The sequence below is a fragment of the Providencia sp. wls1916 genome, assembly GCF_009706585.1.
Taxonomy (GTDB): Bacteria; Pseudomonadota; Gammaproteobacteria; order Enterobacterales; family Enterobacteriaceae; genus Providencia; species Providencia lanzhouensis.
Map to the genome: position 1 here is coordinate 181,906 of NZ_WLUL01000023.1, position 26,022 is coordinate 207,927.

General features: G+C 42.2%; 31 protein-coding genes. 20 read left to right on the plus strand and 11 right to left on the minus strand.

Features of this window, described 5'->3' with window-relative positions; translation table 11 throughout:
- Positions 1 to 279: 279 nt before the first annotated feature.
- The 3 genes from fliD to fliT are packed head-to-tail and all read left to right on the plus strand — an operon-like array spanning position 280 to position 2,498.
- A complete protein-coding gene (gene fliD, locus GKR61_RS17155; protein ID WP_154600290.1) occupies positions 280 to 1,716 on the plus strand; it encodes a flagellar filament capping protein FliD in 1,437 nt (478 codons plus the stop codon).
- Between the two features lie 4 nt (positions 1,717 to 1,720).
- On the plus strand, positions 1,721 to 2,119 hold the full coding sequence (gene fliS / locus GKR61_RS17160) for a flagellar export chaperone FliS (RefSeq protein ID WP_006657543.1): 399 nt from the start codon (positions 1,721 to 1,723) through the stop codon (positions 2,117 to 2,119).
- Positions 2,109 to 2,498 (plus strand): flagellar protein FliT, encoded by a 390-nt coding sequence (fliT, locus tag GKR61_RS17165; protein ID WP_036951364.1) that lies wholly within the window; start codon positions 2,109 to 2,111, stop codon positions 2,496 to 2,498. Before fliS ends, fliT begins: the two co-directional genes overlap by 11 nt.
- A gap of 129 nt (positions 2,499 to 2,627) precedes the next feature.
- Here the strand turns inward: fliT and def are convergent, their stop codons facing one another.
- The gene (def, locus tag GKR61_RS17170) at positions 2,628 to 3,134 is read right to left on the minus strand and encodes a peptide deformylase (RefSeq protein WP_036951367.1); all 507 of its coding nucleotides are present in this window, start codon (positions 3,132 to 3,134) and stop codon (positions 2,628 to 2,630) included.
- Between the two features lie 563 nt (positions 3,135 to 3,697).
- Between def and GKR61_RS17175 the strand changes: the two genes are divergently transcribed.
- The 3 genes from GKR61_RS17175 (at position 3,698) to GKR61_RS17185 (ending at position 6,326) form a co-directional block, all read left to right on the plus strand.
- Entirely contained in the window at positions 3,698 to 4,180 is a 483-nt protein-coding gene (locus tag GKR61_RS17175; RefSeq protein ID WP_154600291.1) for a DUF4822 domain-containing protein, read from the plus strand.
- Between the two features lie 286 nt (positions 4,181 to 4,466).
- Complete coding sequence (locus GKR61_RS17785; RefSeq protein WP_230083177.1) at positions 4,467 to 5,603, plus strand: YadA C-terminal domain-containing protein; 1,137 nt, start codon at positions 4,467 to 4,469, stop codon at positions 5,601 to 5,603.
- 258 nt (positions 5,604 to 5,861) lie between these two features.
- On the plus strand, positions 5,862 to 6,326 hold the full coding sequence (locus GKR61_RS17185; protein ID WP_270103941.1) for a DUF1097 domain-containing protein: 465 nt from the start codon (positions 5,862 to 5,864) through the stop codon (positions 6,324 to 6,326).
- A gap of 95 nt (positions 6,327 to 6,421) precedes the next feature.
- Here GKR61_RS17185 and GKR61_RS17190 read toward each other — a convergent pair whose 3' ends face one another.
- From GKR61_RS17190 to fliE, 4 genes are all read right to left on the minus strand, one after another.
- Positions 6,422 to 6,781: a hypothetical protein gene (locus GKR61_RS17190; protein ID WP_154600292.1), complete on the minus strand. Its 360-nt coding sequence runs from the start codon at positions 6,779 to 6,781 to the stop codon at positions 6,422 to 6,424.
- 10 nt (positions 6,782 to 6,791) lie between these two features.
- Positions 6,792 to 7,205 (minus strand): hypothetical protein, encoded by a 414-nt coding sequence (locus GKR61_RS17195; RefSeq protein ID WP_036951373.1) that lies wholly within the window; start codon positions 7,203 to 7,205, stop codon positions 6,792 to 6,794.
- Between the two features lie 24 nt (positions 7,206 to 7,229).
- Positions 7,230 to 7,649: a hypothetical protein gene (locus GKR61_RS17200; protein WP_154637410.1), complete on the minus strand. Its 420-nt coding sequence runs from the start codon at positions 7,647 to 7,649 to the stop codon at positions 7,230 to 7,232.
- Between the two features lie 217 nt (positions 7,650 to 7,866).
- Positions 7,867 to 8,178: a flagellar hook-basal body complex protein FliE gene (fliE, locus tag GKR61_RS17205; RefSeq protein WP_036951378.1), complete on the minus strand. Its 312-nt coding sequence runs from the start codon at positions 8,176 to 8,178 to the stop codon at positions 7,867 to 7,869.
- A gap of 250 nt (positions 8,179 to 8,428) precedes the next feature.
- On the opposite strand from fliE, the gene fliF reads away from it, so the two are divergent.
- The 13 genes from fliF to fliR all read left to right on the plus strand — a co-directional run bounded on the left by fliF (position 8,429) and on the right by fliR (position 19,451).
- Entirely contained in the window at positions 8,429 to 10,120 is a 1,692-nt protein-coding gene (gene fliF, locus GKR61_RS17210; RefSeq protein WP_154639917.1) for a flagellar basal-body MS-ring/collar protein FliF, read from the plus strand.
- Complete coding sequence (gene fliG, locus GKR61_RS17215; RefSeq protein ID WP_006657530.1) at positions 10,117 to 11,109, plus strand: flagellar motor switch protein FliG; 993 nt, start codon at positions 10,117 to 10,119, stop codon at positions 11,107 to 11,109. Before fliF ends, fliG begins: the two co-directional genes overlap by 4 nt.
- Positions 11,102 to 11,833 (plus strand): flagellar assembly protein FliH, encoded by a 732-nt coding sequence (gene fliH / locus GKR61_RS17220; RefSeq protein WP_036951383.1) that lies wholly within the window; start codon positions 11,102 to 11,104, stop codon positions 11,831 to 11,833. The genes fliG and fliH overlap by 8 nt, the downstream gene beginning before the upstream one ends.
- Positions 11,830 to 13,194, plus strand: coding sequence for a flagellar protein export ATPase FliI (gene fliI, locus GKR61_RS17225; protein WP_036951385.1), 1,365 nt, complete (start codon positions 11,830 to 11,832; stop codon positions 13,192 to 13,194). Before fliH ends, fliI begins: the two co-directional genes overlap by 4 nt.
- Before the next feature lie 11 nt (positions 13,195 to 13,205).
- Positions 13,206 to 13,649 carry a flagellar export protein FliJ gene (gene fliJ / locus GKR61_RS17230; RefSeq protein ID WP_036951388.1) on the plus strand — a complete coding sequence of 148 codons (444 nt, stop codon included), beginning with the start codon at positions 13,206 to 13,208 and terminating at the stop codon, positions 13,647 to 13,649.
- Positions 13,650 to 15,065 (plus strand): flagellar hook-length control protein FliK, encoded by a 1,416-nt coding sequence (locus tag GKR61_RS17235; RefSeq protein ID WP_036951390.1) that lies wholly within the window; start codon positions 13,650 to 13,652, stop codon positions 15,063 to 15,065.
- 162 nt (positions 15,066 to 15,227) lie between these two features.
- Positions 15,228 to 15,713, plus strand: a complete 486-nt coding sequence (gene fliL, locus GKR61_RS17240; protein ID WP_036951392.1) for a flagellar basal body-associated protein FliL — start codon at positions 15,228 to 15,230, stop codon at positions 15,711 to 15,713.
- A gap of 5 nt (positions 15,714 to 15,718) precedes the next feature.
- Positions 15,719 to 16,726, plus strand: a complete 1,008-nt coding sequence (gene fliM / locus GKR61_RS17245; protein ID WP_036951396.1) for a flagellar motor switch protein FliM — start codon at positions 15,719 to 15,721, stop codon at positions 16,724 to 16,726.
- Positions 16,719 to 17,135: a flagellar motor switch protein FliN gene (gene fliN / locus GKR61_RS17250; RefSeq protein WP_036951399.1), complete on the plus strand. Its 417-nt coding sequence runs from the start codon at positions 16,719 to 16,721 to the stop codon at positions 17,133 to 17,135. Before fliM ends, fliN begins: the two co-directional genes overlap by 8 nt.
- 2 nt (positions 17,136 to 17,137) lie before the next feature.
- The gene (gene fliO, locus GKR61_RS17255) at positions 17,138 to 17,635 is read left to right on the plus strand and encodes a flagellar biosynthetic protein FliO (RefSeq protein WP_036951402.1); all 498 of its coding nucleotides are present in this window, start codon (positions 17,138 to 17,140) and stop codon (positions 17,633 to 17,635) included.
- Between the two features lie 12 nt (positions 17,636 to 17,647).
- Complete coding sequence (gene fliP / locus GKR61_RS17260) at positions 17,648 to 18,391, plus strand: flagellar type III secretion system pore protein FliP (RefSeq protein WP_154639918.1); 744 nt, start codon at positions 17,648 to 17,650, stop codon at positions 18,389 to 18,391.
- A gap of 8 nt (positions 18,392 to 18,399) precedes the next feature.
- Positions 18,400 to 18,669, plus strand: coding sequence for a flagellar biosynthesis protein FliQ (fliQ, locus tag GKR61_RS17265; protein WP_036951410.1), 270 nt, complete (start codon positions 18,400 to 18,402; stop codon positions 18,667 to 18,669).
- Positions 18,670 to 18,671: 2 nt separating this feature from the next.
- A complete protein-coding gene (gene fliR / locus GKR61_RS17270; RefSeq protein WP_036951417.1) occupies positions 18,672 to 19,451 on the plus strand; it encodes a flagellar biosynthetic protein FliR in 780 nt (259 codons plus the stop codon).
- Between the two features lie 67 nt (positions 19,452 to 19,518).
- Here fliR and GKR61_RS18005 read toward each other — a convergent pair whose 3' ends face one another.
- Positions 19,519 to 19,662, minus strand: a complete 144-nt coding sequence (locus tag GKR61_RS18005) for a hypothetical protein (protein WP_195848038.1) — start codon at positions 19,660 to 19,662, stop codon at positions 19,519 to 19,521.
- A gap of 212 nt (positions 19,663 to 19,874) precedes the next feature.
- Here GKR61_RS18005 and GKR61_RS17275 point away from each other — a divergent pair, with 212 nt between their 5' ends.
- Positions 19,875 to 20,120 (plus strand): hypothetical protein, encoded by a 246-nt coding sequence (locus tag GKR61_RS17275; protein WP_154600294.1) that lies wholly within the window; start codon positions 19,875 to 19,877, stop codon positions 20,118 to 20,120.
- A gap of 184 nt (positions 20,121 to 20,304) precedes the next feature.
- On the opposite strand, the gene GKR61_RS17280 is transcribed toward GKR61_RS17275, so the two are convergent.
- From GKR61_RS17280 to GKR61_RS17300, 5 genes are all read right to left on the minus strand, one after another.
- Complete coding sequence (locus tag GKR61_RS17280) at positions 20,305 to 20,556, minus strand: helix-turn-helix domain-containing protein (protein WP_154600295.1); 252 nt, start codon at positions 20,554 to 20,556, stop codon at positions 20,305 to 20,307.
- A gap of 572 nt (positions 20,557 to 21,128) precedes the next feature.
- The gene (gene flgL, locus GKR61_RS17285; protein ID WP_036951436.1) at positions 21,129 to 22,064 is read right to left on the minus strand and encodes a flagellar hook-associated protein FlgL; all 936 of its coding nucleotides are present in this window, start codon (positions 22,062 to 22,064) and stop codon (positions 21,129 to 21,131) included.
- A gap of 49 nt (positions 22,065 to 22,113) precedes the next feature.
- Positions 22,114 to 23,754: a flagellar hook-associated protein FlgK gene (gene flgK, locus GKR61_RS17290; protein ID WP_036951438.1), complete on the minus strand. Its 1,641-nt coding sequence runs from the start codon at positions 23,752 to 23,754 to the stop codon at positions 22,114 to 22,116.
- 139 nt (positions 23,755 to 23,893) lie between these two features.
- Positions 23,894 to 24,874 (minus strand): flagellar assembly peptidoglycan hydrolase FlgJ, encoded by a 981-nt coding sequence (gene flgJ / locus GKR61_RS17295; RefSeq protein ID WP_036951441.1) that lies wholly within the window; start codon positions 24,872 to 24,874, stop codon positions 23,894 to 23,896.
- Complete coding sequence (locus tag GKR61_RS17300; RefSeq protein WP_036951445.1) at positions 24,874 to 25,989, minus strand: flagellar basal body P-ring protein FlgI; 1,116 nt, start codon at positions 25,987 to 25,989, stop codon at positions 24,874 to 24,876. Before GKR61_RS17300 ends, flgJ begins: the two co-directional genes overlap by 1 nt.
- Positions 25,990 to 26,022: the final 33 nt, after the last annotated feature.

Sequence of the window (26,022 nt, forward strand, 5' to 3'; positions counted from 1 at the left end):
GGCGGCGCCCAAAACCCCTTTAGCCATTTTTATAAAAATTTTTCACGCCTATTGGCAAAAGCGCGCTGGAATCAGCTTTTTTCACACTAAATTTTTTATTAAACTCTTCGATTATGGTTAGTATCCTTATCATTTTTATTCAATAAGCCTAATTACCTGCTTTTTACGGTTTAACTCCTTCCATTATTATTTCGCAGAATAGTCTAATATTTTTCCCCAATTCGCCGATAAAGGACTAAATACGAATTTATTTTCAGGGTTTATATTCAGGAGAGATTTATGGCAGGCATATCCACACTCGGTATCGGGGCTAACTTAGACTTAAATGTGCAAATGGATCAATTAGAGGCAATGGAAAGGCGCCGTCTCGACCCACTAACACAACAGAAAGCCAGCTATGATGCGCAAATCAGTGCATTTGGTAAAATGCAATCTTCATTAGAAAAACTGAAAAAAGCGGCGGAAGATCTCAAAAAATATCAAGATATCAGCACCACTAAAGTGAGTGGTGAATATAAAGCCTTTGATGTAAAAACTGATGGTAAGGCTATTGCGGGTGTACATGATGTTAAAGTCAATCAACTGGCAAAAGCACAAACTATTGCAACAAAAGGTGTTGATGATAATAAAAAATTATTAGGTAACGGCGCAGCAGAGCGCACAATTACCATTACCCAGCCTTCACAAAAAGAAGATAAAGATAAAATTGTTATCAAACTCGATAATGAACATACTTCATTAATCGAAATTGCGGACGCCATTAATAAAACCGATAAAGGCGTTTCAGCTTCCGTTATTAAAGATAAAGACAATCAATACCACTTAGTGGTTACTTCGAAAAAAGCCGGAACCGATAACCGAATTAGCATCAATGTGGAAGGTGATAGTAATTTAGCCGCCATGTTAAACGTTCAATCTGAAATTGATACAAATGGCAAAGTGACATTAAACACTGATGCTACTACGGGTATGGATCAGAAAGTTCCACCACAAAATGCACTATTAACTATCGACGGTTTTGATCTTGAATCACAAACCAACGAAGCCAAAGACTTATTTCCTGGTTTAACTCTGTCTTTAAAGAAAGAGAGTGAAGATGGTAAATCAGAACATTTAATTATCTCTGAAGATATTGAACCGGCTAAAGGCAAAATTAAAGCGTGGGTGGATGCCTATAATGAATTCCAAACCTTAGCCAAAGAGCTCACTAAATATACCCCAACCGAAAAAGGTACTGCACCGGATAAAACCAATGGACCATTAATTGGCGATTCCACCTTACGTGCAATTCAAAGCACCTTACGTACCCAAGTGCGTAGTCCACAAGATAGCGGCGAATTAAACCTGCTGAATAAAATGGGGATTAAACAAAAACTGGACGGTACGTTAGAAATCGACAATAAAAAACTCGATGCTGCCCTAAAAGATAACCCATCAAGCGTAAAAGTTTTCTTTGCCGGCGACGGTGAAAAAACTGGATTTGCTACCGAAAACTTTAATTTCTTAAAGGATACCTTAGATAGCAAAGAAGGTACGCTGCATAACGCCACAGATGGCGTGCAGAAGAAAAAGAAAAGCATCGATAAACGTATCGAGCAAACCAATAAACAAATTGAAAACACCATGGATATCTATCGTCGTCAATTCCAAAACCTCGATAAGATGATGAGTTCATTAAATAGTACGACTAATTCATTAGGCAGACTTTTAGGTTAACCGCATGTATCAACGTAAAGCTAATCAAGCCTATCAGCAGGTCAGTTTGGAGAGTGAAATCGCCAATGCGACCCCGTATCAACTGATCCAAATCCTGTTTAAAGGGGCCTTAAGTGCCCTTAAACGGGGGGAAATTTTTATGGAGCAGGGAAACATTGCTGAAAAGGGTAAAGAAATCTCAAAAGCAATCGACATCATTGACACGGGATTAAAACAATCGCTAAATTACGAGGCTGGTGGCGAACTTGCTGAAAATTTAGCAAGTTTGTATGAATACATGACGCGGCAATTGCTCCGCGCCAACATAGAAAACAACGTGACTTATGTCCAAGAAGTTTACCAATTACTCTCCGATATCGCCTCTGCATGGCAACAAATCGGTGCAAATGTGGATGAAAGATAACCAGGTGGACAATAAAAATCCTCTCTATTTACTTGAAATATATCGTAATGTCTTAATATTAAGTGAAAACTTAGTTTCGCTCGCACAATCAGGGGAATGGGAGTCATTAATCTCCCGAGAAACTGAATATGTCCTTGCCGTTGAGAATTTAACGGCTCTGACTCAAGAATATGAGCAGGAACAACCTATTACTGACGACTTTGTGCAGTTACTACACCAGATCATTGAAAACGAACGAGTGACAAAAGAACACTTACAAAATCATTTGAATTTTTTAAGTAAAGAAATCAAACAGCTCGACCAACAAAAGGTATTGAATAATAGCTACGGCCAATTTGATCAACCCGATGCTCCAAGGGTTATTAAACCTCTCGAGTAAACGGTAAAGTGTCAGGCAGTTAACCTGACGCTTAACTTAATAGGACAACTCAATTGGCACCAAGAACACAATAGCAGCTCCCCGAATCACACTTGTTGGGTCTCGGGAAGCCGTAAAATAGATGGGAACTTACTGCTGTTTTAATCTTTGCTGCTTTTTGAGCTTTTTCAACAACATATTGCGCTTTAACGTGGATAAGTGGTCGATGAACACTTTACCGTTTAAATGGTCAATTTCATGTTGCATGACAATCGCTAAAAACTCGTCACTGTCGACAACAAACTCCTTGCCGTCACGGTCAAACGCCTTCACCTTCACACGCAAAAAGCGTGGCACATCTGCGTAAACATCCGGTACGGATAAACAACCCTCTTGATAGCTCGTCTCCCCTTCGCTCTCAATAATTTGTGGGTTGATAAATACCATTGGCTGATTACGCTCTTCCGAAATATCAATCACCATAATGGCTTTGGTTTCGGCGATTTGCGTTGCCGCTAGCCCGATACCGTTATCAGTGCTGTACATGGTTTCAATTAAATCATCGACCAATGTTTGTACTGATGCGAAATCCGTAACAGGACTGCACTGAATACGCAATCTTTCATCTGGAATTTCAATAATTTCTCTTACTGCCATAGCTAAAATCCTGTTGATTCAATTACTTTTACTCAAGCCCATTTGTTTTTACTTAAACCTATAAGTTAAAGTATCGCCCTTTTTTTGCCCACAAAAGATGCAAAAAATGGCAAAGTGGCTTGGAGATGAAAATTTCACAGAAAAATAACATGATCTAAGACAAAATACATCTGAAATCACCAGAAAATTCTCCGTATAACCCCTTTCTACAGGCAAAATCCAACGTATTTGATTGAAATCAGACAATCCGTATAAACAAGTATTTGTAAATTTTTCATGGTAAACCGACCAAAATATAAATCTGAATTAACACTGATTAGATAGCTTAGCTATAATTTTATTTCGACTTTCTATTTAATACTGTTTTTAACAGAAAAATCACATGGGATAAGCCGAGTTTTGTTTGCTGGAGCCTCTTTTCTTTGAATACATAACCCAACATAAGCTTACGTTTTTAATACTTAATCATAATTCTTACCTTTGCTTTGCTCGCTGTTTAATTAATGATGAAGACCTGTTCGATTTTGTTACTCACATTTCTAATCTTAATAAATGGAGTTCTTATGAAATTAAAACCGATTATTGCCGCCCTGATTGTGATGTCTACAACTACTGCTTTTACAGCTCAAGCTAACTCAACGGCGCCTGTTGCAAAGCAAGCTGTTAGCGCAAAAAAAGCCAATGCCTATGAAGAGATTATGATTGATAAAGTCTGGGTAACCACTCAAGCTGTCGATCAAGATAAAAAAGACGTGCCAGCAACAGATAAACAAGTGGCAAACTTCTTTGGGCTTGCAGAGTATTACCCAGATGGTACTTTTAAGATGCTAACCCTTGAGGGTGCGCCAAAAATGCAGGGTGATTGGTCATTCAGCGAAGATGGTAAAACCCGCTCATTAACTGCAAAAGATGACAAAGGTGAAGTCCTGTTTACTCGTGTAGTTGAAAACGTGACCGTGACACCGGAAGAATATACTTACCGAATTTACCCATCACAGGATGATAAAACCAAATATTTTGATATCGTCCATAAAGTGAAGAAATAGCTTATACCATGATTGGGGAATGTATTTAATATTCCCCTATTTCTCAGTTATTAGCTTGATAAAGATTAATTTTTAAATTACTTTAAAGCATCCCAGAATTACACTTCATTCCCATCATCAATTCTATTGTACTAATCTTAATCCAACACGATTTTCCCGAACCAATTAAATTAAAAAACAGATTTTACCCACCAAAACATATCTCTTATTATTCTCTCCCGAACATAAGTATCGACTTATATAAATCTCGATATTTATTCCTTTTACGTTATATGGATATTTCGTTATGAAAAAAAAACTATTAAGTGCTGTTAGTATAGCTATAATTTCTTCATTATCTACTCAGTCATTCGCAATAGCTAATAACTATCAAGATGCTATAAATGCCCCTTATGATTACCCTGAGCACCGATATGAGGATAATAGAACCACTCTTGAGTTCGAAAATGATAAAAAACTTAATGATAATATTAATAAATATACTGAGATAGCCGAAAGCATGGCGCCTGTTGTTGATGTTCTAGCGTATGCAATCGAAACATCATCACCATTAATTAAAAAATTATCCTCATTAAAAGAAAAAGAACCTGCTAGCTTGCCCCCTATTACTTTAACTAACTCATCAATATCAGCAAATCCTCTATCCAGAGCCCCAAAGAGTAACCTTGCCCATTTAGAGAATAAAATCGAAGATAATAATCATGCAATTAATTTATTAAACATGTCTATTAATGATTTAAGCCAAGAAAATAATAATCAAGAAAAAAACATAGCTGAAAAAGGAAATTCCATTAAGAAATTACAAAGCTCTTTATCTGATTTAGAAAAAAACTTTGATGATAGTGACATGAAGAATAAAAAATATGTTGATGATGAAGTTTTTAGAAGTGAAGCTATTACAACTTTATTAATTGATGACACAAACAAAAAACATGAAACAGATACCAAACAACTGAATATTGCCATAGAAAAGCTCGATAAAGACATTAGAGAAAGTGATCTAATTACAAGCCAATTAATTGAAGATGCAGAAAAAAATAGTAAAGCTCATGCTGATTTAATTTTACGTAATCAACAAATGCTTAATATCGACCGTTTTGATAAACTCGACAAACAAGAAAAACTTCAAACACAGCAGTTCAATCAAATAAATACCCGAGTTGACCAAATGGAAAATAAAATCCACCAAACAGCTCGTGATGCAAATGCCGGTATTGCTTCAGTTGCTGCAATGACCAATATTCCTTACACCACCAACACACGTTTTAGCGCCGGATTAGGCTTAGGTAATTTTAAAAATGGTAACGCCATCGCAGCTGGAGCTCAGTATCAAGTTAAGCAAAACTTAAATCTGCGTAGCTCTATTTCCTGGAATAACTCGGATAGAGCCGTTCTCGGTGCAGGTATTGCTTACGGTTGGTAATCTTTAACCAATAACTATCTTTATTCTTCTCGCCATATTTATTAGCATCAATGTAAATTGATGCTAATTTTTATTTAACGATTAATCATCAATATCCCTATTCAATTTTCCAAAATTGAATTTAATTCACCGTTCTCACTTTTAACTCATACATTATGTCTTTTCTCTGTGCTGATTATCCATCATTTAATTGCAACAATTAAAATCCCTCTATACAATGCTCTGCTTTCTCAAATTCTTATTTATAAAGTCATCATTGTGAAACTACTTTTTTCTCTGTCATTAACGACTGCTATTCTTTCTGGGTTATGGGCATGGGTTGCTGATGTATTTGGCTTGATTAGTTGGGCTGGATTTTTAGGATGTACCGCTTATTTTGCCTATCCGAAAGATGGTGTGAAGGGTTTGCTGGTGACAGCATTAACAGCGTTAAGTGGTGTTGTTTGGGGATTAGTTATTATTCATAGCGATAAATTCACCCATGATCTGCCTAATTTTGCAGGCTACTTTGTGACCACAGTTATCGCTTTTGTCATGTGTTTTCAAGCCCAAAAATCGTGGCTTGCCTATATTCCAGGAACCTTTATTGGTGCCTGCGCAACCTTTGCAGCACAAGGAAATTGGCAATTGACTATCCCGTCACTTATTGTCGGCGTTTTATTTGGCTACGCCATGAAGCAAAGTGGTCTCTGGCTAGTCAAAAAACTGGATAGAACTTCCTGATGTATAACGTAAACCTATTTTTAATCAGAAATATCTAAGCGACTTATAAAAATGAGGGTAATAATTACCCTCTTACTATCAAAACAATTTACATTTTATTTATAGGATATTGATGCTGCACTGATTTTATTTGATGAACAGCTGGTTATTTTAATATTTGAATTTGATAAATATGCAGTATTCATCAGCTGGAACATTGCTCTACCATACTCGTTCCCAACCGATTCCAATATAGATATTTCCTTTGTATCCGCATCTCCATCACGTAGAGTTATTGTAAAAAAAGCCCTTTTATTAAATACATCTTGCTCACCTAATGTAATAGTAGAAATTCTTTTTTCTTTGTTGAGGTAGGCATTACAATTATCTGAAAATGCCTTATTTATAATATTCTGATTTGCCATTGAAAAACTTGAAGACAACACACAGACTAATAAAATTATTTTTTTCTTCATGATATAAATCCTATTTTGTGAAGTTATTTTTTAAATGATTTACACACCCTGATGAATAAGAAAAAATAGTATGAACTGATAAATCTGGAAGAATAGCCATATACACAAAACCATCATCATCGAAATTTAAATTACAAAGAAAATAGTCATTAGTTTTATATTTGTACCCAGATGCTGTTTCTATTTCAACAGTCCAGTAATCAAAATGAGATAAAAAACCGGTCTCATATGGAAATGAATGTCCTAATTTAGTTGTGCTCATATTTTTTAGGTTACTGTAATCAGCAGTAATATTAAGCATACTATGAGGATAGTCTGTAGAGTGCGTGACACTAACAGATTTTAGCTCCTGCAAAGAGCAGTTCATCACATAGAAATAACCAGTATGGTTAGTTGCAAGTGATTTTTCTATTACGTTATCCATTTGCCTCCAATTTTTATTAAAAAATTAATTATGGCAACCACCTGAATTTGAGAATTTTATAAACAACCTAAAATCTTTTGCTATATTAATAATCACAATGCCATTATCCCAATGTCGTATATTACAGGCTTGTTTTCTATAAGATATAGTTTTTCCTGTTGACATTTTGAAATCAACATCCCAATAATCCGTATGACTCCATGCCATTATCGTGTATGTAAATTCACATCCAAACTCAGCCATTTCCAAATGCTCTAGCTTATCAATTCGTTGTGTCGATTTATTACCTTTCAATCCTGAATAATAACTAACAACAATAGAATTAATAGTTTCACCGCTACTATTTAATATAAAGAACGCACCTTTTTTAATAACACTTTCGTACTCCTTTTTATTGATAATATTATCTCGCCCGTGATTTTCACTAATATCATTATCATTCATAACATACCCATTATTATTGAACTCATAAAATAAACACTAGTTTAGTGTATTACCCATTCACCCTACATGAGTAAGAAATAGTTATATTAAAAATGACAAAAAGAAATAATAATAGATTAACTTATTTATTGATGCTTACTTCGCAATTTAAAAACAAATAAAAAACGCAGGCATTGCCTGCGTTTCGTATCAATACATAAATATTAAAGAATGATAATCACACTGGCATTGACATGATCTCTTGATACGCTGCTACCAGCTTATTACGCACCTGAATGCCCATTTGTAGGCTCAAGCTGGCTTTTTGCATATCGACCATCACATCATTTAATGAAACATCCGGCTTACCGAGGGTAAAATCTTGCACTTTCTGTGCAGATTGTACACGGGTTTCATTGATTTGGTTCACGGATGCCACTAAATGATCGGCAAAACCCACCGGCTCTACAACGGGTTTGGTATTATGTGCCGCTTGAGTTGCCACCACATTTAATTGGGAAACCACCCCTTCAATCGCTTGAATCGTCATTCTGTTCTCTTCGGTTAGTCGATAAGTTGAGCAAAAAATTGCCGTCACGAATTTTAGTTTGCCTACCCTACCACACCGTTTTTTACTTGAAGCCGATAAATAACACCAAAATTATAGGCTGATTCCGTCATTAGATTGCATCAAGACAATAAATAATAGCAGCGTAAAAAAATGAGGTTACGAAGAGGGAAATAAGATTGTTTCACCAAACGTATATTCATCCGTTTAGTTTGCATAGCAGGGAATATTTATGAGTACCGCATCTAAAGATACGGGGGAGGCCAAAAAAGGTTTTGCCTCACTGATCGAAAGCATCAAAGCCGACCCTAAAATACCATTAATTATTGCCGGTGCTGCTGCGATATCTATTATTGTCGCCCTGCTCCTCTGGTTTCGTAGCCCTGACTACCGTGTGCTACTGAGTAATCTGAGTGCAAAAGATGGTGGCGATATTGTCGGTCAATTGACCCAGATGAACGTCCCTTATCAAATCGCGGATAATGGCAGCGCTATTCTTGTGCCTGCTGATAAAGTCCATGAATTACGTTTGAAACTGGCGCAATCAGGTTTACCGAAAGGTGGCAATACCGGTTTTGAACTGCTTGATAAAGAACAATTTGGTATCAGCCAATTTAGTGAGCAAATCAACTATCAGCGCGCCCTTGAAGGCGAGCTGTCTCGTACCATCGAATCCCTCAGCCCCGTTCAAAGCGCCCGAGTCCATTTGGCTATCCCTAAACCAACCTTATTTGTCCGTGAACAAAAACTGCCGACCGCCTCGGTCACTGTCGGTTTATTGCCAGGCAGAATGTTGGATGAAGGGCAAATCAGCGCTATCGTTCACATGGTTTCCAGCAGCGTGACCGGCTTAACTGCCGCCAACGTGATCATTGTCGATCAAACGGGTCGCCTGCTGACCAACAACGACAACAGCCAACAATCTGCCAATAGCGCACAAATCAAAATAACCAAAGAGATGGAGGCTCATCTTAAAGAGCGCATTGAAGATATTCTGTCGCCATTAGTCGGTCGTGCCAATATTCACGCGCAAGTCACCGCGCAAATGGATTTTTCAAAAGTTGAGCAGACTTCTGAAGAGTACAAACCAAATCAAACTCCTGATGCCGCTGCGGTACGTTCTCGCCAGAATAGCGAAAGCCTACAAAACAGTAATGGCGGTCCAAGTGGCGTACCGGGTGCCTTATCTAATCAACCTGTTAGTGCACCAAGCGCACCGATTGATGCTAATAAAGAAAGCACCGATGGAAAAACCGCAGGGAATACCCGTAATGGTACTCTCAATACTCAGCGTGATGAAACCACAAACTACGAAGTGGATCGCAAAATCAGTCACACACAGCGCCAAATTGGTGTCGTTGACCGACTGTCTGTTGCGGTGATCGTCAATTACCAATCCCAAGAAGGTGAGAAAGGTCCAGAAATGAAGCCGCTCCCACCGGAAATGTTACAGCAAATTGATGCATTAACCCGTGAAGCGATGGGCTATTCTGCGCAGCGTGGCGACTCCATCAATATCACTAACTCCTTATTTACTGACGATACGCCAGTGGTTGAAGAGCCATCGTTATTGAATAACCCACAGGTGATTGGTCAAGCTTTAGATTACGGCAAAATCTTGCTGATTGCGTTGATTGCGTGGTTTATGTGGCGCTTTGGTATCAAACCTCAGTGGGTGAAATATCGCAAAACCCAACAAGCGCAAATTGATGCTGAAATGTCCATTGCCAATGCATCTCAAGTTAAAGCGCCGTTCGTGGTGGAAGAAGAAATTAGTGAAGATATGGACGAGAAAACCCGTCGCCGTCTTACTCGCCAACGTGTTAGTGCTGAAATTCAAAGCCAGCGTATTCGTGAAATGGCAGAGAAAGACCCACAAGTTGTGGCAATGGTTATCCGTCAGTGGTTAGGAAAATCCCAATGAATTTAACTGGAACAGAAAAAAGCGCCGTGATGTTGATGACACTCGGCGAAGATCAGGCAGCTGAAGTGTTTAAGCACCTGAATCCCAAAGAAGTTCAGCAATTGAGTATGGCGGTGTCCAACATGCGCCAAATCTCCAACAACGAACTGGCGGAAGTGCTCACCGAGTTTGAAGAGTCGGCAATTCAGTTTGCCGCCTTAAATATCAACACCAACGACTATCTGCGTTCGGTGTTGGTCAAAGCCCTTGGGGAAGAACGTGCTGCCAGCCTGTTGGAAGATATTTTCGAGAAGCAAGAGACCACCTCGGGTATCGAAAGCCTCAACTATATGGAGCCACAAACGGTTGCCGATATTATTCGCGACGAGCATCCACAAATCATCGCCACAATCTTGGTTCACTTAAAACGCAACTTAGCGGCCGATGTTTTAGAACTGTTCGAAGAGCGTCAGCGTAACGACATTATGCTGCGTATCGCAACATTTGGTGGTGTTCAGCCAGCCGCATTAGCTGAGCTGACCGAAGTTCTGAACAACCTGCTAGACGGTCAGAACCTCAAACGCAGCAAAATGGGTGGCATAAGAACCGCGGCAGAAATTATCAACCTGATGAAAAATCAGCAAGAAGAAAGCGTTATCGATGCCATGCGTGATTATGATGGTGAGCTGGCTCAACGCATTATCGACGAAATGTTCCTATTCGAAAACCTTATCGAAGTGGACAACCGCAGTATTCAGCGCATTCTGCAAGACGTGTCTACCGACTCGCTGGTTATTGCCCTCAAAGGCAGCAACCAAGCTCTACGCGACCATTTCCTCAACAATATGGCAGCGCGTGCAGCCGAGATTGTTCGCGACGACCTGGAATCTCGAGCACCAGTCCGTATGTCACAAGTGGAAACCGAGCAGAAGGCTATTCTGATGATTGTTCGCCGCTTAATGGAGAAAGGCGAAATCGCGATTGGTGGTGGAGACGACGTGTATGTCTAATACATCCAAAAATAATCAGCAGTGGCAGCCTTGGCAGTTACGGGAACTTAATCAATGGGATCTGAATTCATCGGCTATTCCGCCGTTGAATGACGTTCCTGAGCCAAACACGCCGAAAGTCCCTTGCTTAGAGCCAAAAGAAGTGCTCGAGCAGATCAACTTGCTGGATAACATCAAAGAGGATGCCCAGAAAACGGGCTTTCAACAAGGCTTTGAAAAAGGTCAAAAAGAAGGTTATCAAGCTGGTTTTACGGAAGGCTTACGTTCTGGTGAGCAGCAAGGGAGCGAGCAAGCCCTCGCCCTTCAGCAACCGGTGATTGAAACATGGCAGAAACTGTTATCAGAATTTCACTATTCGCTGGATACTTTTGACACCGTCGTTACCACCAAATTACTGCAAATCGCGCTAACTGCCGCGAAGCAAGTGTTGGGGCAATCTACTGTGTGCGATGGTACCGCGCTATTAGAAGAAATTAGCCATTTAATGCAACAAAAACCAATATTTGCGAGCCAGCCTGAACTGCATGTGAACCCGAATCATGTGGCGCTTATCGAACAACACTTAGGCTCATTGTTAGACTTGAATGGCTGGCGCTTAGTCGCCGACCCAAGCCTGCATATGGGTGGCTGTCGCGTGGTCGCTGAAGATGGTGAAATTGATATGACCGTAGCCACTCGCTGGCAAGAATTATGCCGCCTGTATGCACCGGAGAGCTTGTCATGACTGCGAGACTCGGCCGTTGGATAGCGTCTCTTGATGACTTAGAGTCACGCATGAAAGGCATTCCGATGGTACGCCGCTATGGACGTTTGACCAAAATTACAGGTCTCGTGATGGAAGCCGAAGGCATTAAGATGCCTTTAGGCGCCACCTGCTATATCGAACGCATTATTAATGGTGGCACTGACGAAGTTGTCTGCGAAGTGGTTGGCTTTAACGGCCCTCGCATGTTGTTGATGCCGCTCTCCGACCTCGAAGGTATTTCCCCGGGGGCGCGCGTGTATGCGCAAACTTCGGGAGAAGACGGACAAACGAGTCGCCTGCTGCCACTCGGCAATGAATTACTTGGGCGCGTATTAGATGCCCAAGGCACTCCATTAGATGGCAAAGGACCACTGGAAACCAAACAACGGGCGCCGCTAATCACACCATCCATCAACCCGCTAGAGCGTACACCAATTCACGATATTTTAGATGTGGGCGTACGAGCGATTAACTCGCTGTTAACTGTCGGCCGCGGTCAACGTATGGGGCTGTTTGCAGGCTCTGGCGTCGGTAAAAGCGTATTACTCGGCATGATGGCGCGTTTCACTCAAGCGGACATTATTGTCGTTGGATTGATCGGTGAGCGTGGGCGCGAAGTTAAAGACTTTATTGAAAATATCTTAGGTGCTGAAGGGTTACGCCGTGCCGTTGTCGTCGCTGCGCCGGCTGATGTTTCACCGTTACTGAGAATGCAAGGGGCATCTTACGCTACCCGCATCGCAGAATATTTCCGTGATCAAGGTAAAAGCGTATTGCTTATCATGGATTCACTCACACGCTACAGCATGGCACAGCGTGAAATCGCGCTTGCTGTCGGTGAACCTCCGGCAACCAAAGGCTATCCACCGTCCGTGTTTGCAAAATTACCTGCATTGGTTGAGCGTGCTGGTAATGGTAAAAACGGCGGTTCGATTACAGCCTTTTATACTGTATTGACCGAAGGGGATGACCAACAAGACCCGATTGCCGACTCCGCTCGCGCTATTTTAGATGGGCACATTGTTCTGTCGCGCTCATTGGCAGAATCTGGACACTACCCTGCCATTGATATTGAGGCGTCCATTAGCCGTGCAATGACGGAGCTTATCGCTAAAGAACATTATCGCAAGATCCAGCGCTTTAAACAGCTCACATCCAGCTATCAACGCAACCGTGACCTGATTAACGTCGGCGCTTATGCCATGGGCAGCGACCCAATGCTCGATACCGCAATTCAGTATTACCCAAGAATGTCGAAGTTTTTACAGCAAGATATTGATGAACGTTGTGATTATCAAACCGCTTGTGAACAACTGGCTCATGTTGTTCCCAATGAATAACGAGGAATGCGATGTCCAATAGTCATGCATTAGCGACCTTACTGAGCTTAGCAGAAGATGCCTCAGAGGAAGCGGCTAAAGTCCTTGCTCAAGTCCGCCAAACGCACACGCAAATGGCGGAGCAATTGCACATGTTGGAAAACTATCAGTCGGAATATCGGCAGAAATTAAACCAAACATTGCACACGGGCATGGACTCGGACAAATGGCAAAACTATCAGCAATTTCTTGTGACCTTGGAGCTAACTATTGAGCAGCAACAGCAACAGTTAACGCTCTGGGAACAACGTGTCAGTGACGCCAATCGTCATTGGCAAGAAAAACAGCAACGCGTCAATGCGTTCGATACCTTGATCCAGCGTGCAGAACACACTCAAAGCCAACGTCAAAATCGCTTAGAGCAGAAACAGATGGATGAATTTGCTCAACGCGCGACTTTACGGAGAACCCAATAAATGGACGTCAATGCAAACCTGTTACCGGTCCCCCCTACCGCTAACTCCGCGAAGGAACAGCCGCGAGACAAGCAGATTGATGAAAATCAAGCACCTGCCGTACCCTTTCAGGCAGTTCTTGAAAACCAGCAATTACCAGAAAAAAATAGTGATAGCGCCCCAACGCTTAATGGCACTGCTAACGAAACGCCTTTGAATCAACAGATCAGTGAGCAAAAACAATCTGATGCAGCCACTGCCGCCTCAGAAAAATCCACTGACGCGCCATTAGCAACGGACAAAATCGCGACCACAGAAAATCAGTTAACTCAAAAACAACAAGCTGAAAATACCTTAGCGCAGCTGAATTTCCGCCGTGACCTCAATGCACAATCACCACTACAAGCGGAGCTATTAACGGGTAAACAAAGCGAGGAACACGCCTTAATTAGCCAATTAAAACAAGCCATGGATGAGCGTATTCAAGCGGCCGCTAACCCACAAATCAGTGCGGAGAAACCCTCTGCAACTCCGTTCACTCAAACACTGCAACAACTGACAGATGTGGCACGTAACGTGGCGCCATTTGATGATAAAACCTTGGCTGGAGCACAATTGCAGCTTGCCGGGGAAGCTGATGAACCGACACTCGCTTTAATGAGCAAAAAAGAAGTGGGTGAACGTCGTGACCAGGCGCTATTTGCGCTGGATAATCCACGCACAATCCCAACGAAAGATCTGAATCAAGATGCGATGTCGCTCGGTAAAAAAGCGCCAGGCACAGAATCATTGTCACAAATCGCCAGTGCAACGGCTGAAAATACCCAGAATCTTCAAAACAGTGCTAAAGGGGCTTTTAGTGTTCAAACTGAAAGCAGCGCATTTAACAATACAGCGACGCCTTCTGTAACGCATGTAGCCGGTATTATGGCGACACCATCTGCCACACCAATGCCAACGGCAACGCCTGCAATGCCAACGCCAACCATGAACCTTGCTGCGCCATTTGGTACTGAAGCTTGGCAACAACAACTTAGCCAACAAATGCTGTTTTTCTCTCGCCAAGGGGTTTCTCAAGCGCAAATTCGCTTACATCCTGAAGAGTTAGGTTCCCTAAATGTGCATTTACGTATCGAAGATAATCAAGCCGTGATGCACTTTGTTTCTCCACATAGCCATGTTCGTGCTGCAATGGAAAGCATGATGCCAGTCCTGCGCAGTGCATTGCAGGAAAGTGGTATTCATTTAGCGCAAGGCTCTGTGGGGCAAGATAATTTTAGCGGTCAATCAAACGCGGAACAGCAATCTCGCCAACATGATGGGCAAATTCAGCCAACCCATCCAACAATGGGCGCGGTTGGTATCAGTGAATCTCATGCCAGCGTGAGTGGGGTTAAATTGCCAACACATCAAGGTGGAATTAATACCTTTGCCTAAGAAATAATCTAATGGCGGTAATTTCAGGTCTAAAGCGTCGAGTTACCGCCTTTTTGTTTCGTTTTTCACTCCTTTAACTCTTCCCAATCTAGGGATAATGCTAGAGATCATAAAGTATAAAACTCCGTATGGGTTTGGCATTTACAACAGGAATTTTGCAACATGTCGTCTTCACGCAATCAATCTAAACGTTCGAACAAAGGGTTAATTTTACTGTTTGCCCTCATCGCCTTAGCCGGTGCAGGTTTCGGTGGTTACAGCTGGTGGACGACAAAACAAGAGGCGCAGGAGACTGCGAATGGGGAAGAAAAACGCCCCAATATGCCTCAACCGATTTTTATGGAGTTAGAACCGTTTACCGTTAACCTGCCAGGGGTAAACAATGCGGCAGATCGCGTGCTCTATATCCACATCACCTTACGTCTAGCGAATGAAAAGTCGCGTAAGCAACTTCATGAATACCTACCAGAAGTGCGTAGCCGCCTACTGTTATTGCTGTCAGAACAGCAATCTAAAAACATGGGCACTAACGAGGGTAAGTTGCAATTAATGAAAGATATTAAGGGGACACTCACCCCTACCCTGATCCCAGGCGATACCGATCAGGATATTTCAGACGTGTTATTTACTACTTTTATTCTGCGATAAGACCCATGAGCGATAATATTTTATCTCAGGCTGAAATTGATGCGCTACTCAATGATGACGCGCCATCAAGCGAGCAGCCATCCACGGATCTTCAAGGCAAAGACAACGTTCGCCCTTATGACCCGAATACCCAACGTCGGGTATTTCGCGAGCGTATGCAGTCCTTGGAAATTATTAATGAGCGTTTTGCCCGTCAGTTTCGTATGGGGTTATTTAACATGTTGCGCCGCAGCCCGGATATTACGGTTGGCGCCATCAAAATCGAACCTTATCATGAATTTGCGCGTAACTTGCCAGTTCCAACCAACCTAAACTTGATCCACATGCCACCGCTTCGCGGCACCGCATTGTTCACTTTCGAACCTGCGTTAGTGTATATCGCCGTGGATAACCTGTTTGGGGGAGATGGTCGATTCCCTGTTCGTTCAGAAGGCAAAGAATTTACCAATACAGAGCAACGTATTATCAACCGTATGCTGAAGCTGGCTTTAGGCGCTTACCGTGATGCGTGGAAGCCAATTGCTGACGTGGAAGTCGAGTATGTGCGTTCTGAAATCCAAGTTAAATTCACCAACATCACCACTTCCCCGAACGATATCGTGGTGACAACCCCGTTCTTAGTGGAAATTGGTAATACCGTCGGTGAGTTCAGTATCTGTATTCCTATTGCCATGATTGAACCATTGCGTGAACGGTTAATTAACCCACCAATGGAGCAAGGGCATCAAGAAAATGAAGCGTGGGTAACCAATTTAGTCACGCAAGTAAAACGTTCAGAACTTGAACTGATTGCCAATTTGGTTGAGATCCCGCTGCGTATTTCTCGCTTACTGCAATTGCAAAAAGGGGATGTGCTCCCTATCGAGAAACCTGACCGTCTTATCGTCAATGTTGATGGCGTGCCAGTATTAACCAGTCAATACGGTACCCAAAACGGCCAGTATGCGCTGCGTGTGGAACATTTGATTAATCCTGTTTTAAACACTCTAGATGAGGAAAGTACCAATGAGTGAGGCGAAGAATTCTCTTGATGCATCAACCAACCACAATGAAGAGGATCTGTGGGCTGAGGCGCTGGAACAGCAAAAACAAGCGGAATCCGCCTCCGCAGGTATGCAAAATTTTGATAATTTCGACGGACAAAATCCATTAAATCAATTATCTGATGTCGATATGATCATGGATATTCCAGTTCGCCTATCGGTGGAACTGGGTCGCACCAAGATGACGATTAAAAAATTGCTGAGCCTGTCTCAAGGTTCTGTGGTTTCTTTAGATGGCTTAGCCGGTGAACCATTGGATATCCTGATCAACGGCTATTTAATTGCCCAAGGTGAAGTGGTCGTGGTGTCTGACAATTATGGTATTCGTATCACTGACATCATCACACCATCAGAACGTATGCGCCGCTTGAGCCGTTAAAAATGTCTGACGAAACAGCCACACCTTTGCAAACCGAGGCATCCTTGCAGACACCAGCTTCACAGATTGATTCGGCGCACACTCAAAAGCCTTTTTTGACCAGCACCGTCAGCAGCGAAGGTAACTCTGCACAAGCTATCAACCAAAATGATAGCTTAGCGCAGATTTCAGGGGCACTTGGCGGGATCATTTTACTGATCTTACTGGGTGCATGGCTGTTTAAGACATTTGGGTTTGGACGTAATCCGCTTGTTAAGCAGCAACTGATTAATGTGAAAGGTCGTTGTACTCTGGGTGGCAAAGAGCGCGTTGTCGTGGTGGAAGTGAATAACGAATATTTAGTGCTGGGCGTCACATCACAATCCGTGAATTTGCTGCACCAGTACCCTGCACCACTAGAAAATGATGTTGTGAACTTTGCCTCTGAACCGTTAACGTTTCAGTCGATTTTCAAGAAAAAACAGGATGCTGCTAACGCTGTGGCACCTGAAAAACAGTAACCGGAAGCGCCCATGTCACCTTTAAAACCTGCTGTCATTATCAGCGCTCTGTTACTTGTTCTGCCACAATCTGCCTCTGCGGCATTGCCTGCCGTGATCAGCCATACATTGGCCGATGGTGGTCAATCCTGGTCGTTGCCCGTTCAAACGTTACTGTTTTTAACCTTGCTGGGTTTTATCCCTGCGATGTTACTGATGATGACCAGTTTTACCCGTATTATCATCGTATTAGGGTTACTCCGTAACGCCCTAGGTACACCGTCAGCGCCACCAAACCAAGTCTTATTGGGCTTAGCTTTATTTCTCACATTCTTTGTGATGTCCCCGGTTGCCGATCAGGTTTATCGCGAGGCATATCAACCTTTTAGCGAAGATGAAATTAGCCTAGAAACCGCATTAGAAAAAGGCACTGCGCCACTGCGTACCTTTATGCTAGGGCAAACTCGGGAATCTGATTTAGCGCTGTTTGCGCGTATCGCCAAAGTGGGTGATATCCAAGAGGCCAAAGATGTGCCAATGCGCATTTTAATTCCGGCGTTTATTACCAGTGAGCTAAAAACGGCATTCCAGATTGGTTTTACTATCTTTATCCCATTTTTGATTATCGACTTAGTGGTTGCCAGCGTATTGATGGCGTTGGGGATGATGATGGTGCCACCTGCAACGGTTTCATTGCCGTTTAAGCTAATGCTATTTGTGTTAGTCGATGGCTGGCAGTTACTACTCGGTTCCCTTTCCCAAAGCTTTTTTAATTAGGAGCGCATATGACACCTGAATCTGTAATGGCAATGGGAACGGAAGCGATGAAAATCGCATTGATGCTGGCGGCGCCTTTGCTGTTAGCTGCTCTAGCAGCGGGTTTAATTATCAGCCTGCTACAAGCGGCTACCCAAGTAAACGAAATGACATTGTCGTTTATTCCTAAGATTTTATCGGTAATTGCGGTATTAATCATCGCGGGACCTTGGATGCTAAACCTGCTTACGGACTATATCCGCACATTGTTTAGTAACTTACCGTTTATCATTGGCTGATCATGTTAACCATTACCAGCGAAACCCTCACGCTATGGTTAAGCCAAGGTTTTTATCCTTTTGTTCGCCTGTTAGCCCTGTTTGGTACCGCCCCGTTTTTTAATGAAAAACAAGCTATCAGTAAGGTGCGCATCGCCCTCGCCTTTTTTACCGTTTTAGTCATTTCTCCACAATTGCCTGTCGCAACCATTCCACTATTTTCAGCGATGGGATTATGGGTGTGTGTACAACAAATCGTGATTGGTGCCGCCATGGGATTAACCATGCAGATGGCTTTCGCCGCGGTACGTCATGCGGGGGAAGTGATTGGTTTACAGATGGGATTGTCATTCGCGACGTTCTTTGACCCGACTGGCGGTCCCAATATGCCGATCCTCGGACGAATTTTAAATTTAATCACGCTGCTGCTGTTTTTGTCGTTCGATGGGCATTTGTGGCTGATTTATATTCTGACAAACTCATTTGAGCTGATCCCTATCCAAACTGCTCCTCTTCACCGCGATGGTTTCTGGGTGTTTTTGCAATTTGCTAATACCATTTTTATCAATGGGTTAATGCTCGCCCTGCCGTTTATTACGCTGTTTTTAATTCTCAACTTGTCCCTCGGTATTCTAAACCGAATGACGCCGCAGTTATCGGTGTTTGTAGTAGGTTTCCCCCTTACATTAACTATCGGTATCAGTATGTTGGGGCTGATTATTTCTATCCTACCACGCTATACAGAACGCCTGATCCATCAAGCGTTTGAGCAGCTGTCGTTGATGTTTAATTTGTGGGTTTGATATGACCTACGGACTTCTAAGCAGCAGGTCACTCAATTAATGTTAGCCATTCATTTTACTCAATCTACTAGCTTTCAAAAAAGTCATTTTCGTCTTCTAGCTCTAATATAACTATCTCCACCGACGTATTACTTCGCTCTTCTATTTCGTAAGCTCTGCGATATTCTGGATCTTGTATCCATTCACTATGTAACTCAGCATGCGTTTTCATTTCTTCCTCCAAAAATATTGAAATAAAGCATAATTAGTTAGTTTGATAAATTTTGAATTTTTATTAAAATGACATAACATTAAATCACCTTTAATTTACATATAAAAACGAATCTAAAATTTTAGTTTGAAAAAAAATAATAAATATTGCTAGATTTATTTCACTTAAAATTAGCGCTTTCCGATATAACCATTAAATTAGGGAACATATTTATGATGTTAAATAGAATCACTATATTTATTAATCAATTAATTTACCCTGTTATTGGTACACGTTACTCTCGCCAAAATTACGAGCATACAATCAAATTAATAGGACACTTAATTGAAAATGATCCTGACAATCCACTAGTAGAAATCATGTATACTATCATTGAAGATTATGAAGAAAATGCTGCTCAATCTTCTAACTTTAACAATATGTTGAAAACTGAACCAAGCCAGAATCTCATAGCTTAATAAAAATTAAAATCCATTTAATTCTTCATCAAAGAATATTTATTTTCTATACATTAACCATACTGTTAATAATTATTAAATTTTCTCATCATCAATTACTGAGGGAATATTAATTTCAGTCCGTTTTACCCTATTTCTATAGGGTCGCCATTCATAGCAACAACAATGTTTGAATTCTCGACACTTACCATTCCCTGTTCCAGCCTAGGTCTTCACTTAATGTTGAACCTCGCTCTACGACACGAAGCTCCAATTCTAAGGAGGCAAGAATTTTAAATAACGTTCCAAGTCTTGTTGACTCCGGTTTGCTTTCAAAATCAGAGACCGTGGCCTGCTTAATTCCCACTAGTTCAGCAATTTCTGCCTGAGTCAATTTACTTTTTTTACGATGTTCACGAATTGTAGTAGATAGCATAACGGGAGTTGTTATTTTCATTTTACCTCCGACATAGTCATTTTTTATCCCCGCAAGAGATAAAAGAAAATTATCCCTTATAGGGGATAAATCAAGAATATCCTCCGTAAGGGATAAAATACGTTCTATGGTGATAAATATAAAAAAGTTATATCGGGTAATTAACTGGATGCGCTATTCATGTTTTTTATATTTATACATCTAAGCTGCCTGTATGGCAGTGAAAATTAACTCGTCTAGCTGCGCTGCTGCATGACTTTCCTAAACTGCCTGTACGGCAGTGAATATCCGTTCTCGCTCTCGCAGCCAATTACTCTGTTTCTAAGCTGCCTACACAGCAGTGAACAACAGTAGCTTGTTTATTAAATAACAAAAACAAAGGTCAAATTCATCGTGACAAATACTATAAGCCAACAACAGAAAAATAAACTCTGTTATTTCGAACGAGAAAAGCGGAAATATAGATTGGAATATAAATATTAAAACGCTAAAAAATTAGGCGAGAAAAATCAGAAGGGAAAATTGAAAATAATCTCAGAAGAAAACCCGCACCCGATACACATGCCACTGCTACAGGGTGCGGTAAAAATCAATTAACGGCCACCAAATAATGACATGCTGTTTAGATCTTTGAAAATATCTTGAGAAGCTTGGAACATCGCCTTCTCTTTATAATAATCCGTTGTGGCTGCGGTCCAGTTAGTCTCTAACAACTCACTTTTACGTGCCGAATTCTGGATTGAACGGGTATCCGCTAAGAAATCAAGTTTATCAATTTCTTGCAGCTGCAAACCCTGCTTCGCTTCGATATTGGAAATTTGATCCAATGCCGCTTTGATACCACGGTTAGCCGTGTCCATACCCGCTTGCGCTCTATCTAAATCCGCTTGCGGTGCATTTTCTTGTGGAATGCCCAGCGCTTTGATGCCTTCGTTCAATGCTTTAAACACATTGACCATACCCGCACCATCAGTTTCAAACACTTGTGCGCCTGTGAAATAGGTAGTCATTTCACGCTCACTCGCAACGTTCTGAGTGATAGGCTTATCGCCACCGTGATACAGCACCTCACCGTCAGCATCAATTTCAAATGGCGGCTTATCGGATTTAAAACCTGCAAAAATATAGCGACCATTACCGTCGGTGGTGTTACCCAGTGCAACCAATTGATCTTTTAGACCAGTCAGTTGCTCAGCCAGTGAGTTTCGGTCTTTATCACTCAGAGCACCTTGGTTAGAGGCTTGAATGATAGTAGTATCGATTTGCGTCGTGACATCCGTCATTTGAGTCAGAATACTCATTTGCAGCGTCATACCAGTTTTAGCGAAACCACGGCTGGTCACATACTGCTGGTTACGGTTTTCAGACTGGTTAATACGCACGGCTTGGGATGACGCTTGCGGGTCATCCGAAGGCTTATTTACGCGGTGTCCTGAAGCTATTTGGCTCCCTGCCTCCATCCAACGAGATTGGGCGCTATTCATGTCCTGCAAGCGTTGATGGAAAATCATATTGGTACTTAAACGCATCGCTTAAATCCTTATTAAATTCTGATTAAAACCCAGTATTTTTAATTAATTAGAACGCACGCATTAATGCATTGAATAAATCATCAACCGTCTTTAATACCTGAGCATTAGCATTAAAGAATTGCTGGATTTTTTGCATCTGAATGCTCTCTTCATTCATGTTGACCCCTGAAATTTCTTGCTCTTGGCGATAGAAACTTTCGGTCATTTTATTCTGGGTTTCAGAATCAATTTGCGCTTGCTTAGTGCGGCTTCCCACATCATTGACTAATGTTGCGTAAAAATCAGAGAACGTCGAGCCACCATCAATCAGTTTTTGATCTTGCAGCTTAACTAACTCTTTGATGTTTTCGTTATCTCCTGGACCACCATCTTTGCTGCCGGCTTTTGCAAACTGCGAAGAATCCGTCACTAGCGTTGACATACTGTTAATCACGCCATTCATCGGTTTAACGACGAAAGTATCTCCTTGTGCAGGAGAATTGGTCGTGATTTTGAGTTCAATACCTTCAAATTTCAGTGAGCCTGGAGTGCTAGTATCAACTTTGACGTCAACGCCATCCGGTAAACGGGTCACATTCCATTTGCCGCCATCAAAACGCATTTCATAGTTTTTGCCCGTCACTTGAGAAACATCGCTGTAACTCAGGTCAAAGTCAGTTTTGCCGGTATTGTAGGTGTTGCTGACCACAGAGCCTTTACCAATCGCGAAAAAGTCTTTGCCAGTTTCGCCATTAGAATCAAAGCCTTTTTGATGAATTTCATTAAATTTAGTCGCGAAAACTAACGCTAATTTATTGATTTTTTGATAAGCAGGGTCGAGCACTTCTTGGCGTGAACGCAAAATACCGCTCAATTCACCGCCTTTGAACGCTTCGTCAGGGATTTCACGAACTTGGTCATTCGCACCCACAAAACCAATACTAAAACGGCTGTCATCTTTTGAAGATGGCACCGCTTCTAAGCGGTTAGCTTTTTCGCCCGTGACTAACGGTAAACCGTTGGCAAAGGTCACGTTGTAGTTACCATTTTGCTCGATAACTTTAACGCCAACTAGCGAGTTAACTTCATTCACTAAGCGGTCACGCACATCCAGCAGGTCATTAGGCTCTGAACCGCTGACGGAGCGCACGCGCGCGATTTGTTGGTTTAATCCCGCAATTTTTTCTGCGTAGATGTTGATATCTTTCACCTTATTTTCAATTTGGCGGTTGATATCACGTTCCATCTCTTGCAGTTGCTTATCAGCTTCTTTGAATTGAGAAACTAACGCGTTGGATTGACCTAAGAAAACATCAAGCAGCGTTTTGTCGCTCGCATCACTGCTAGCTGCATCCAGCGCAGTAAAGAAGCTTCCGATGCTACCAGACAAGTCTTCGACATCGTTTGTCAGCAAATCATCAACTTTGTTGCAGTTTTTCACATACGCTTCGAAATCACCGCTACGCGCGCGGGATTGGCTATATTGCGCATTAACAAATTCATCAAACTCACGGCGAACATGGCTGAAATAGGTGCCGTTACCAAAATAACCATTAGGTGTCATCGTACCGGGATTCTCCCCGAAAACAGCACTTTGGCGGTGATAGTAACCTACGCCGGCGTTCGCTAAGTTGTTAGAAATAACACTTAACCCGCCTTGCGCAGCGTTCACACCACTGAGCGCATTATTCATTACATTGTTCAGCATAAGCTTTTCCTATTCTTGGGACTGAGCGCTTTGATTGGCTGACTCAATCTCAGCGCTAGCCACTCAAAATTTTTCACTTATTTATTTATCGGAAAATTGGCGCAAATGTTTAGCGCAAACTTTGATTTATTGCGACACTTTAAAAGATATCGTTTAAGTCGATGTTATAAGCTTGAATAGCCCGTGACGCCGAGGTATTCGCCACACTGCCCGAACCACGAATCTGGTTAATTAACGTGATCAGCTTGTCTGAATATCCAGGGTCAGTCGCATACCCCGCTTTATGAAGTCGACGTGCGGCAATTTCAGGGGTTGCGGCGTGTTTAACGTCTTTATAGCGAGGATTTTCCGTTAACAGGCTGATATAGTCGGAAATCGCCTCTTCATAGGAACCATAAACACGAAAATCATCGCGCATTTTGATAGTTTTGCCGTTGATCACTTCCGTGGTCATAATATTCGTGACCGGTCCTTGCCAATTTTTACCCGCTTTAATACCGAATAAGTTATGGCTGGTTTTGCCTTCCGCCGTCAAAATTTCGCGTTTTCCCCAACCGCTTTCTAATGCCGCTTGCGCCAGAATTAAGAAATGAGAAATACCGCTTTTTTCACTGGCATTTTTAGCAGGCTCAATCAGTTGATTGATAAAATTGCTACTATTGAGTGATAAGGATTTGATTTGCTTAAATGGCGATGCCAGTGCATCCCCCATGGCAGGAGCGAATCGTCGTACCATTTGCTCTAAAGCAAACGGCGGTAACGATTGTAGATCCTGCTCATTGAGTGGCATAAAAGCGCCTTGTGCAGGTGAACTTGGCGATTGGTCACGGGTCAGTTGCTGATACATCATTTCCCCAAAACCAAGCCCTTTTTGGGCAAGATCTTGGGCAATTTGCTGGTCGTACATACTGGTCATCATGCGCGTTTGGTCACTGGAAAACATGCCATCCTGCGGTAATGCTGAACGCATACTCTTGAGCATCATTTCCACAAATGTCGCTTCCAGTTGCTGCGTCACTTGACGCAGCCCTTGTTCTGGCGATTTGTTTAATTCGCCTTTTAAACTGGTGAGCGACTGGACATCATACGCAGCCCCTTGTAATAACTGCATATCGCTCATTAGATGATCTCCAATTTCGCACGTAAGCAGCCAGCACTTTCCATCGCTTGCAGAATAGACATCAAGTCTGTTGGCGTTGCCCCTAACGTATTGAGCGCTTGGATAACTTGGTTAAGCTGAACGCTTGCATTCACTTTCTGTAGCGCCCCACCTTGCTCTTTCACGCCAATATTTGTGTTACGAGTGACCACCGTTTGTCCACCAGCAAATGGCGTATTCGGTTGGTTAACTTGGGTTTGACGGTCAACCGTAACAGCTAAGCTACCGTGCGCGACCGCGCAACTGTCTAAGGTAACACTGCGGTTGATCACCACAGAGCCGGTGCGTGAATTCAGGATAACTTTGGCTTCTGCCATCGGTGTGCGCACGTTCAGCTCTTGAACTCGTGATAAAAAGCGGACTTGGTCTGTATTATTTGCAGGAACGAGTAATTGAACAGTTCGTGAATCTAATGCGCGTGCTGAACCCATTCCACCCAGACGGTTAATCGCATCTGAAATGTCTTGCGCTAATGCGAAACTGTCTTCGTTAAGTTGCAGGTTGATAGCACCACTTTGCCCAAAGCTACTGGCCAGTTCACGCTCAATCGTTGCACCATCCGTAATACGCCCACCATTAAGCTGATTGACTTTTACACTGCTTCCACCCGCGCTAGCCCCTGCGCCGCCCACTAAAACGTTACCTTGCGCCATCGCGTAAATTTGCCCATCAACCCCTTTTAATGGGGTCATCAGCAAGGTTCCACCACGTAAGCTTTTTGCGTTACCCATCGAGGAAACAACAACATCCACCGATTGACCAGAGCGACCAAATGGCGGCATCTTCGCCGTGACCATAACTGCGGCAACGTTTTTCAGCTGCATGTTGGTGCCTGGTGGAACGGTAATGCCCATTTGGGACAACATGTTATTTAAGCTTTGAGTGGTAAAGGGCGTTTGCATGGTTTGGTCACCCGTTCCATCCAATCCAACCACTAAACCATAACCAATTAATGGGTTATCTCTCACCCCTTGTACTGTGGTGAGATCTTTAATTCGTTCGCTGTAGGCAGGAGCAACAAATAGGCTCCCGAAAAGGCAAACAAATGAAATGAGAACGAATAATTTGTTTTTCATTGATTTTTCTCGGCTATTAGCTGACGGATATTC

What these genes read in the sequence shown, in the direction of transcription:
- def (WP_036951367.1), bottom strand. Translation starts at nt 3,134, where the DNA reads ATGGCAGTAAGAGAAATTATTGAAATTCCAGATGAAAGATTGCGTATT.
- fliF (WP_154639917.1), top strand. Translation starts at nt 8,429, where the DNA reads ATGAGTACCGCATCTAAAGATACGGGGGAGGCCAAAAAAGGTTTTGCC.
- GKR61_RS17235 (WP_036951390.1), top strand. Translation starts at nt 13,650, where the DNA reads ATGGACGTCAATGCAAACCTGTTACCGGTCCCCCCTACCGCTAACTCC.
- fliP (WP_154639918.1), top strand. Translation starts at nt 17,648, where the DNA reads ATGTCACCTTTAAAACCTGCTGTCATTATCAGCGCTCTGTTACTTGTT.
- flgL (WP_036951436.1), bottom strand. Translation starts at nt 22,064, where the DNA reads ATGCGTTTAAGTACCAATATGATTTTCCATCAACGCTTGCAGGACATG.
- fliO (WP_036951402.1), top strand. Translation starts at nt 17,138, where the DNA reads ATGTCTGACGAAACAGCCACACCTTTGCAAACCGAGGCATCCTTGCAG.
- fliS (WP_006657543.1), top strand. Translation starts at nt 1,721, where the DNA reads ATGTATCAACGTAAAGCTAATCAAGCCTATCAGCAGGTCAGTTTGGAG.
- fliJ (WP_036951388.1), top strand. Translation starts at nt 13,206, where the DNA reads ATGTCCAATAGTCATGCATTAGCGACCTTACTGAGCTTAGCAGAAGAT.
- fliQ (WP_036951410.1), top strand. Translation starts at nt 18,400, where the DNA reads ATGACACCTGAATCTGTAATGGCAATGGGAACGGAAGCGATGAAAATC.
- fliN (WP_036951399.1), top strand. Translation starts at nt 16,719, where the DNA reads ATGAGTGAGGCGAAGAATTCTCTTGATGCATCAACCAACCACAATGAA.
- GKR61_RS17280 (WP_154600295.1), bottom strand. Translation starts at nt 20,556, where the DNA reads ATGAAAATAACAACTCCCGTTATGCTATCTACTACAATTCGTGAACAT.
- fliE (WP_036951378.1), bottom strand. Translation starts at nt 8,178, where the DNA reads ATGACGATTCAAGCGATTGAAGGGGTGGTTTCCCAATTAAATGTGGTG.
- flgK (WP_036951438.1), bottom strand. Translation starts at nt 23,754, where the DNA reads ATGCTGAACAATGTAATGAATAATGCGCTCAGTGGTGTGAACGCTGCG.
- fliD (WP_154600290.1), top strand. Translation starts at nt 280, where the DNA reads ATGGCAGGCATATCCACACTCGGTATCGGGGCTAACTTAGACTTAAAT.
- GKR61_RS17175 (WP_154600291.1), top strand. Translation starts at nt 3,698, where the DNA reads ATGAAATTAAAACCGATTATTGCCGCCCTGATTGTGATGTCTACAACT.
- fliT (WP_036951364.1), top strand. Translation starts at nt 2,109, where the DNA reads ATGAAAGATAACCAGGTGGACAATAAAAATCCTCTCTATTTACTTGAA.
- GKR61_RS17300 (WP_036951445.1), bottom strand. Translation starts at nt 25,989, where the DNA reads ATGAAAAACAAATTATTCGTTCTCATTTCATTTGTTTGCCTTTTCGGG.
- fliR (WP_036951417.1), top strand. Translation starts at nt 18,672, where the DNA reads ATGTTAACCATTACCAGCGAAACCCTCACGCTATGGTTAAGCCAAGGT.
- fliL (WP_036951392.1), top strand. Translation starts at nt 15,228, where the DNA reads ATGTCGTCTTCACGCAATCAATCTAAACGTTCGAACAAAGGGTTAATT.
- fliM (WP_036951396.1), top strand. Translation starts at nt 15,719, where the DNA reads ATGAGCGATAATATTTTATCTCAGGCTGAAATTGATGCGCTACTCAAT.
- flgJ (WP_036951441.1), bottom strand. Translation starts at nt 24,874, where the DNA reads ATGAGCGATATGCAGTTATTACAAGGGGCTGCGTATGATGTCCAGTCG.
- GKR61_RS18005 (WP_195848038.1), bottom strand. Translation starts at nt 19,662, where the DNA reads ATGAAAACGCATGCTGAGTTACATAGTGAATGGATACAAGATCCAGAA.
- GKR61_RS17785 (WP_230083177.1), top strand. Translation starts at nt 4,467, where the DNA reads ATGAAAAAAAAACTATTAAGTGCTGTTAGTATAGCTATAATTTCTTCA.
- GKR61_RS17275 (WP_154600294.1), top strand. Translation starts at nt 19,875, where the DNA reads ATGATGTTAAATAGAATCACTATATTTATTAATCAATTAATTTACCCT.
- GKR61_RS17200 (WP_154637410.1), bottom strand. Translation starts at nt 7,649, where the DNA reads ATGAATGATAATGATATTAGTGAAAATCACGGGCGAGATAATATTATC.
- GKR61_RS17195 (WP_036951373.1), bottom strand. Translation starts at nt 7,205, where the DNA reads ATGGATAACGTAATAGAAAAATCACTTGCAACTAACCATACTGGTTAT.
- fliH (WP_036951383.1), top strand. Translation starts at nt 11,102, where the DNA reads ATGTCTAATACATCCAAAAATAATCAGCAGTGGCAGCCTTGGCAGTTA.
- fliI (WP_036951385.1), top strand. Translation starts at nt 11,830, where the DNA reads ATGACTGCGAGACTCGGCCGTTGGATAGCGTCTCTTGATGACTTAGAG.
- fliG (WP_006657530.1), top strand. Translation starts at nt 10,117, where the DNA reads ATGAATTTAACTGGAACAGAAAAAAGCGCCGTGATGTTGATGACACTC.
- GKR61_RS17190 (WP_154600292.1), bottom strand. Translation starts at nt 6,781, where the DNA reads ATGAAGAAAAAAATAATTTTATTAGTCTGTGTGTTGTCTTCAAGTTTT.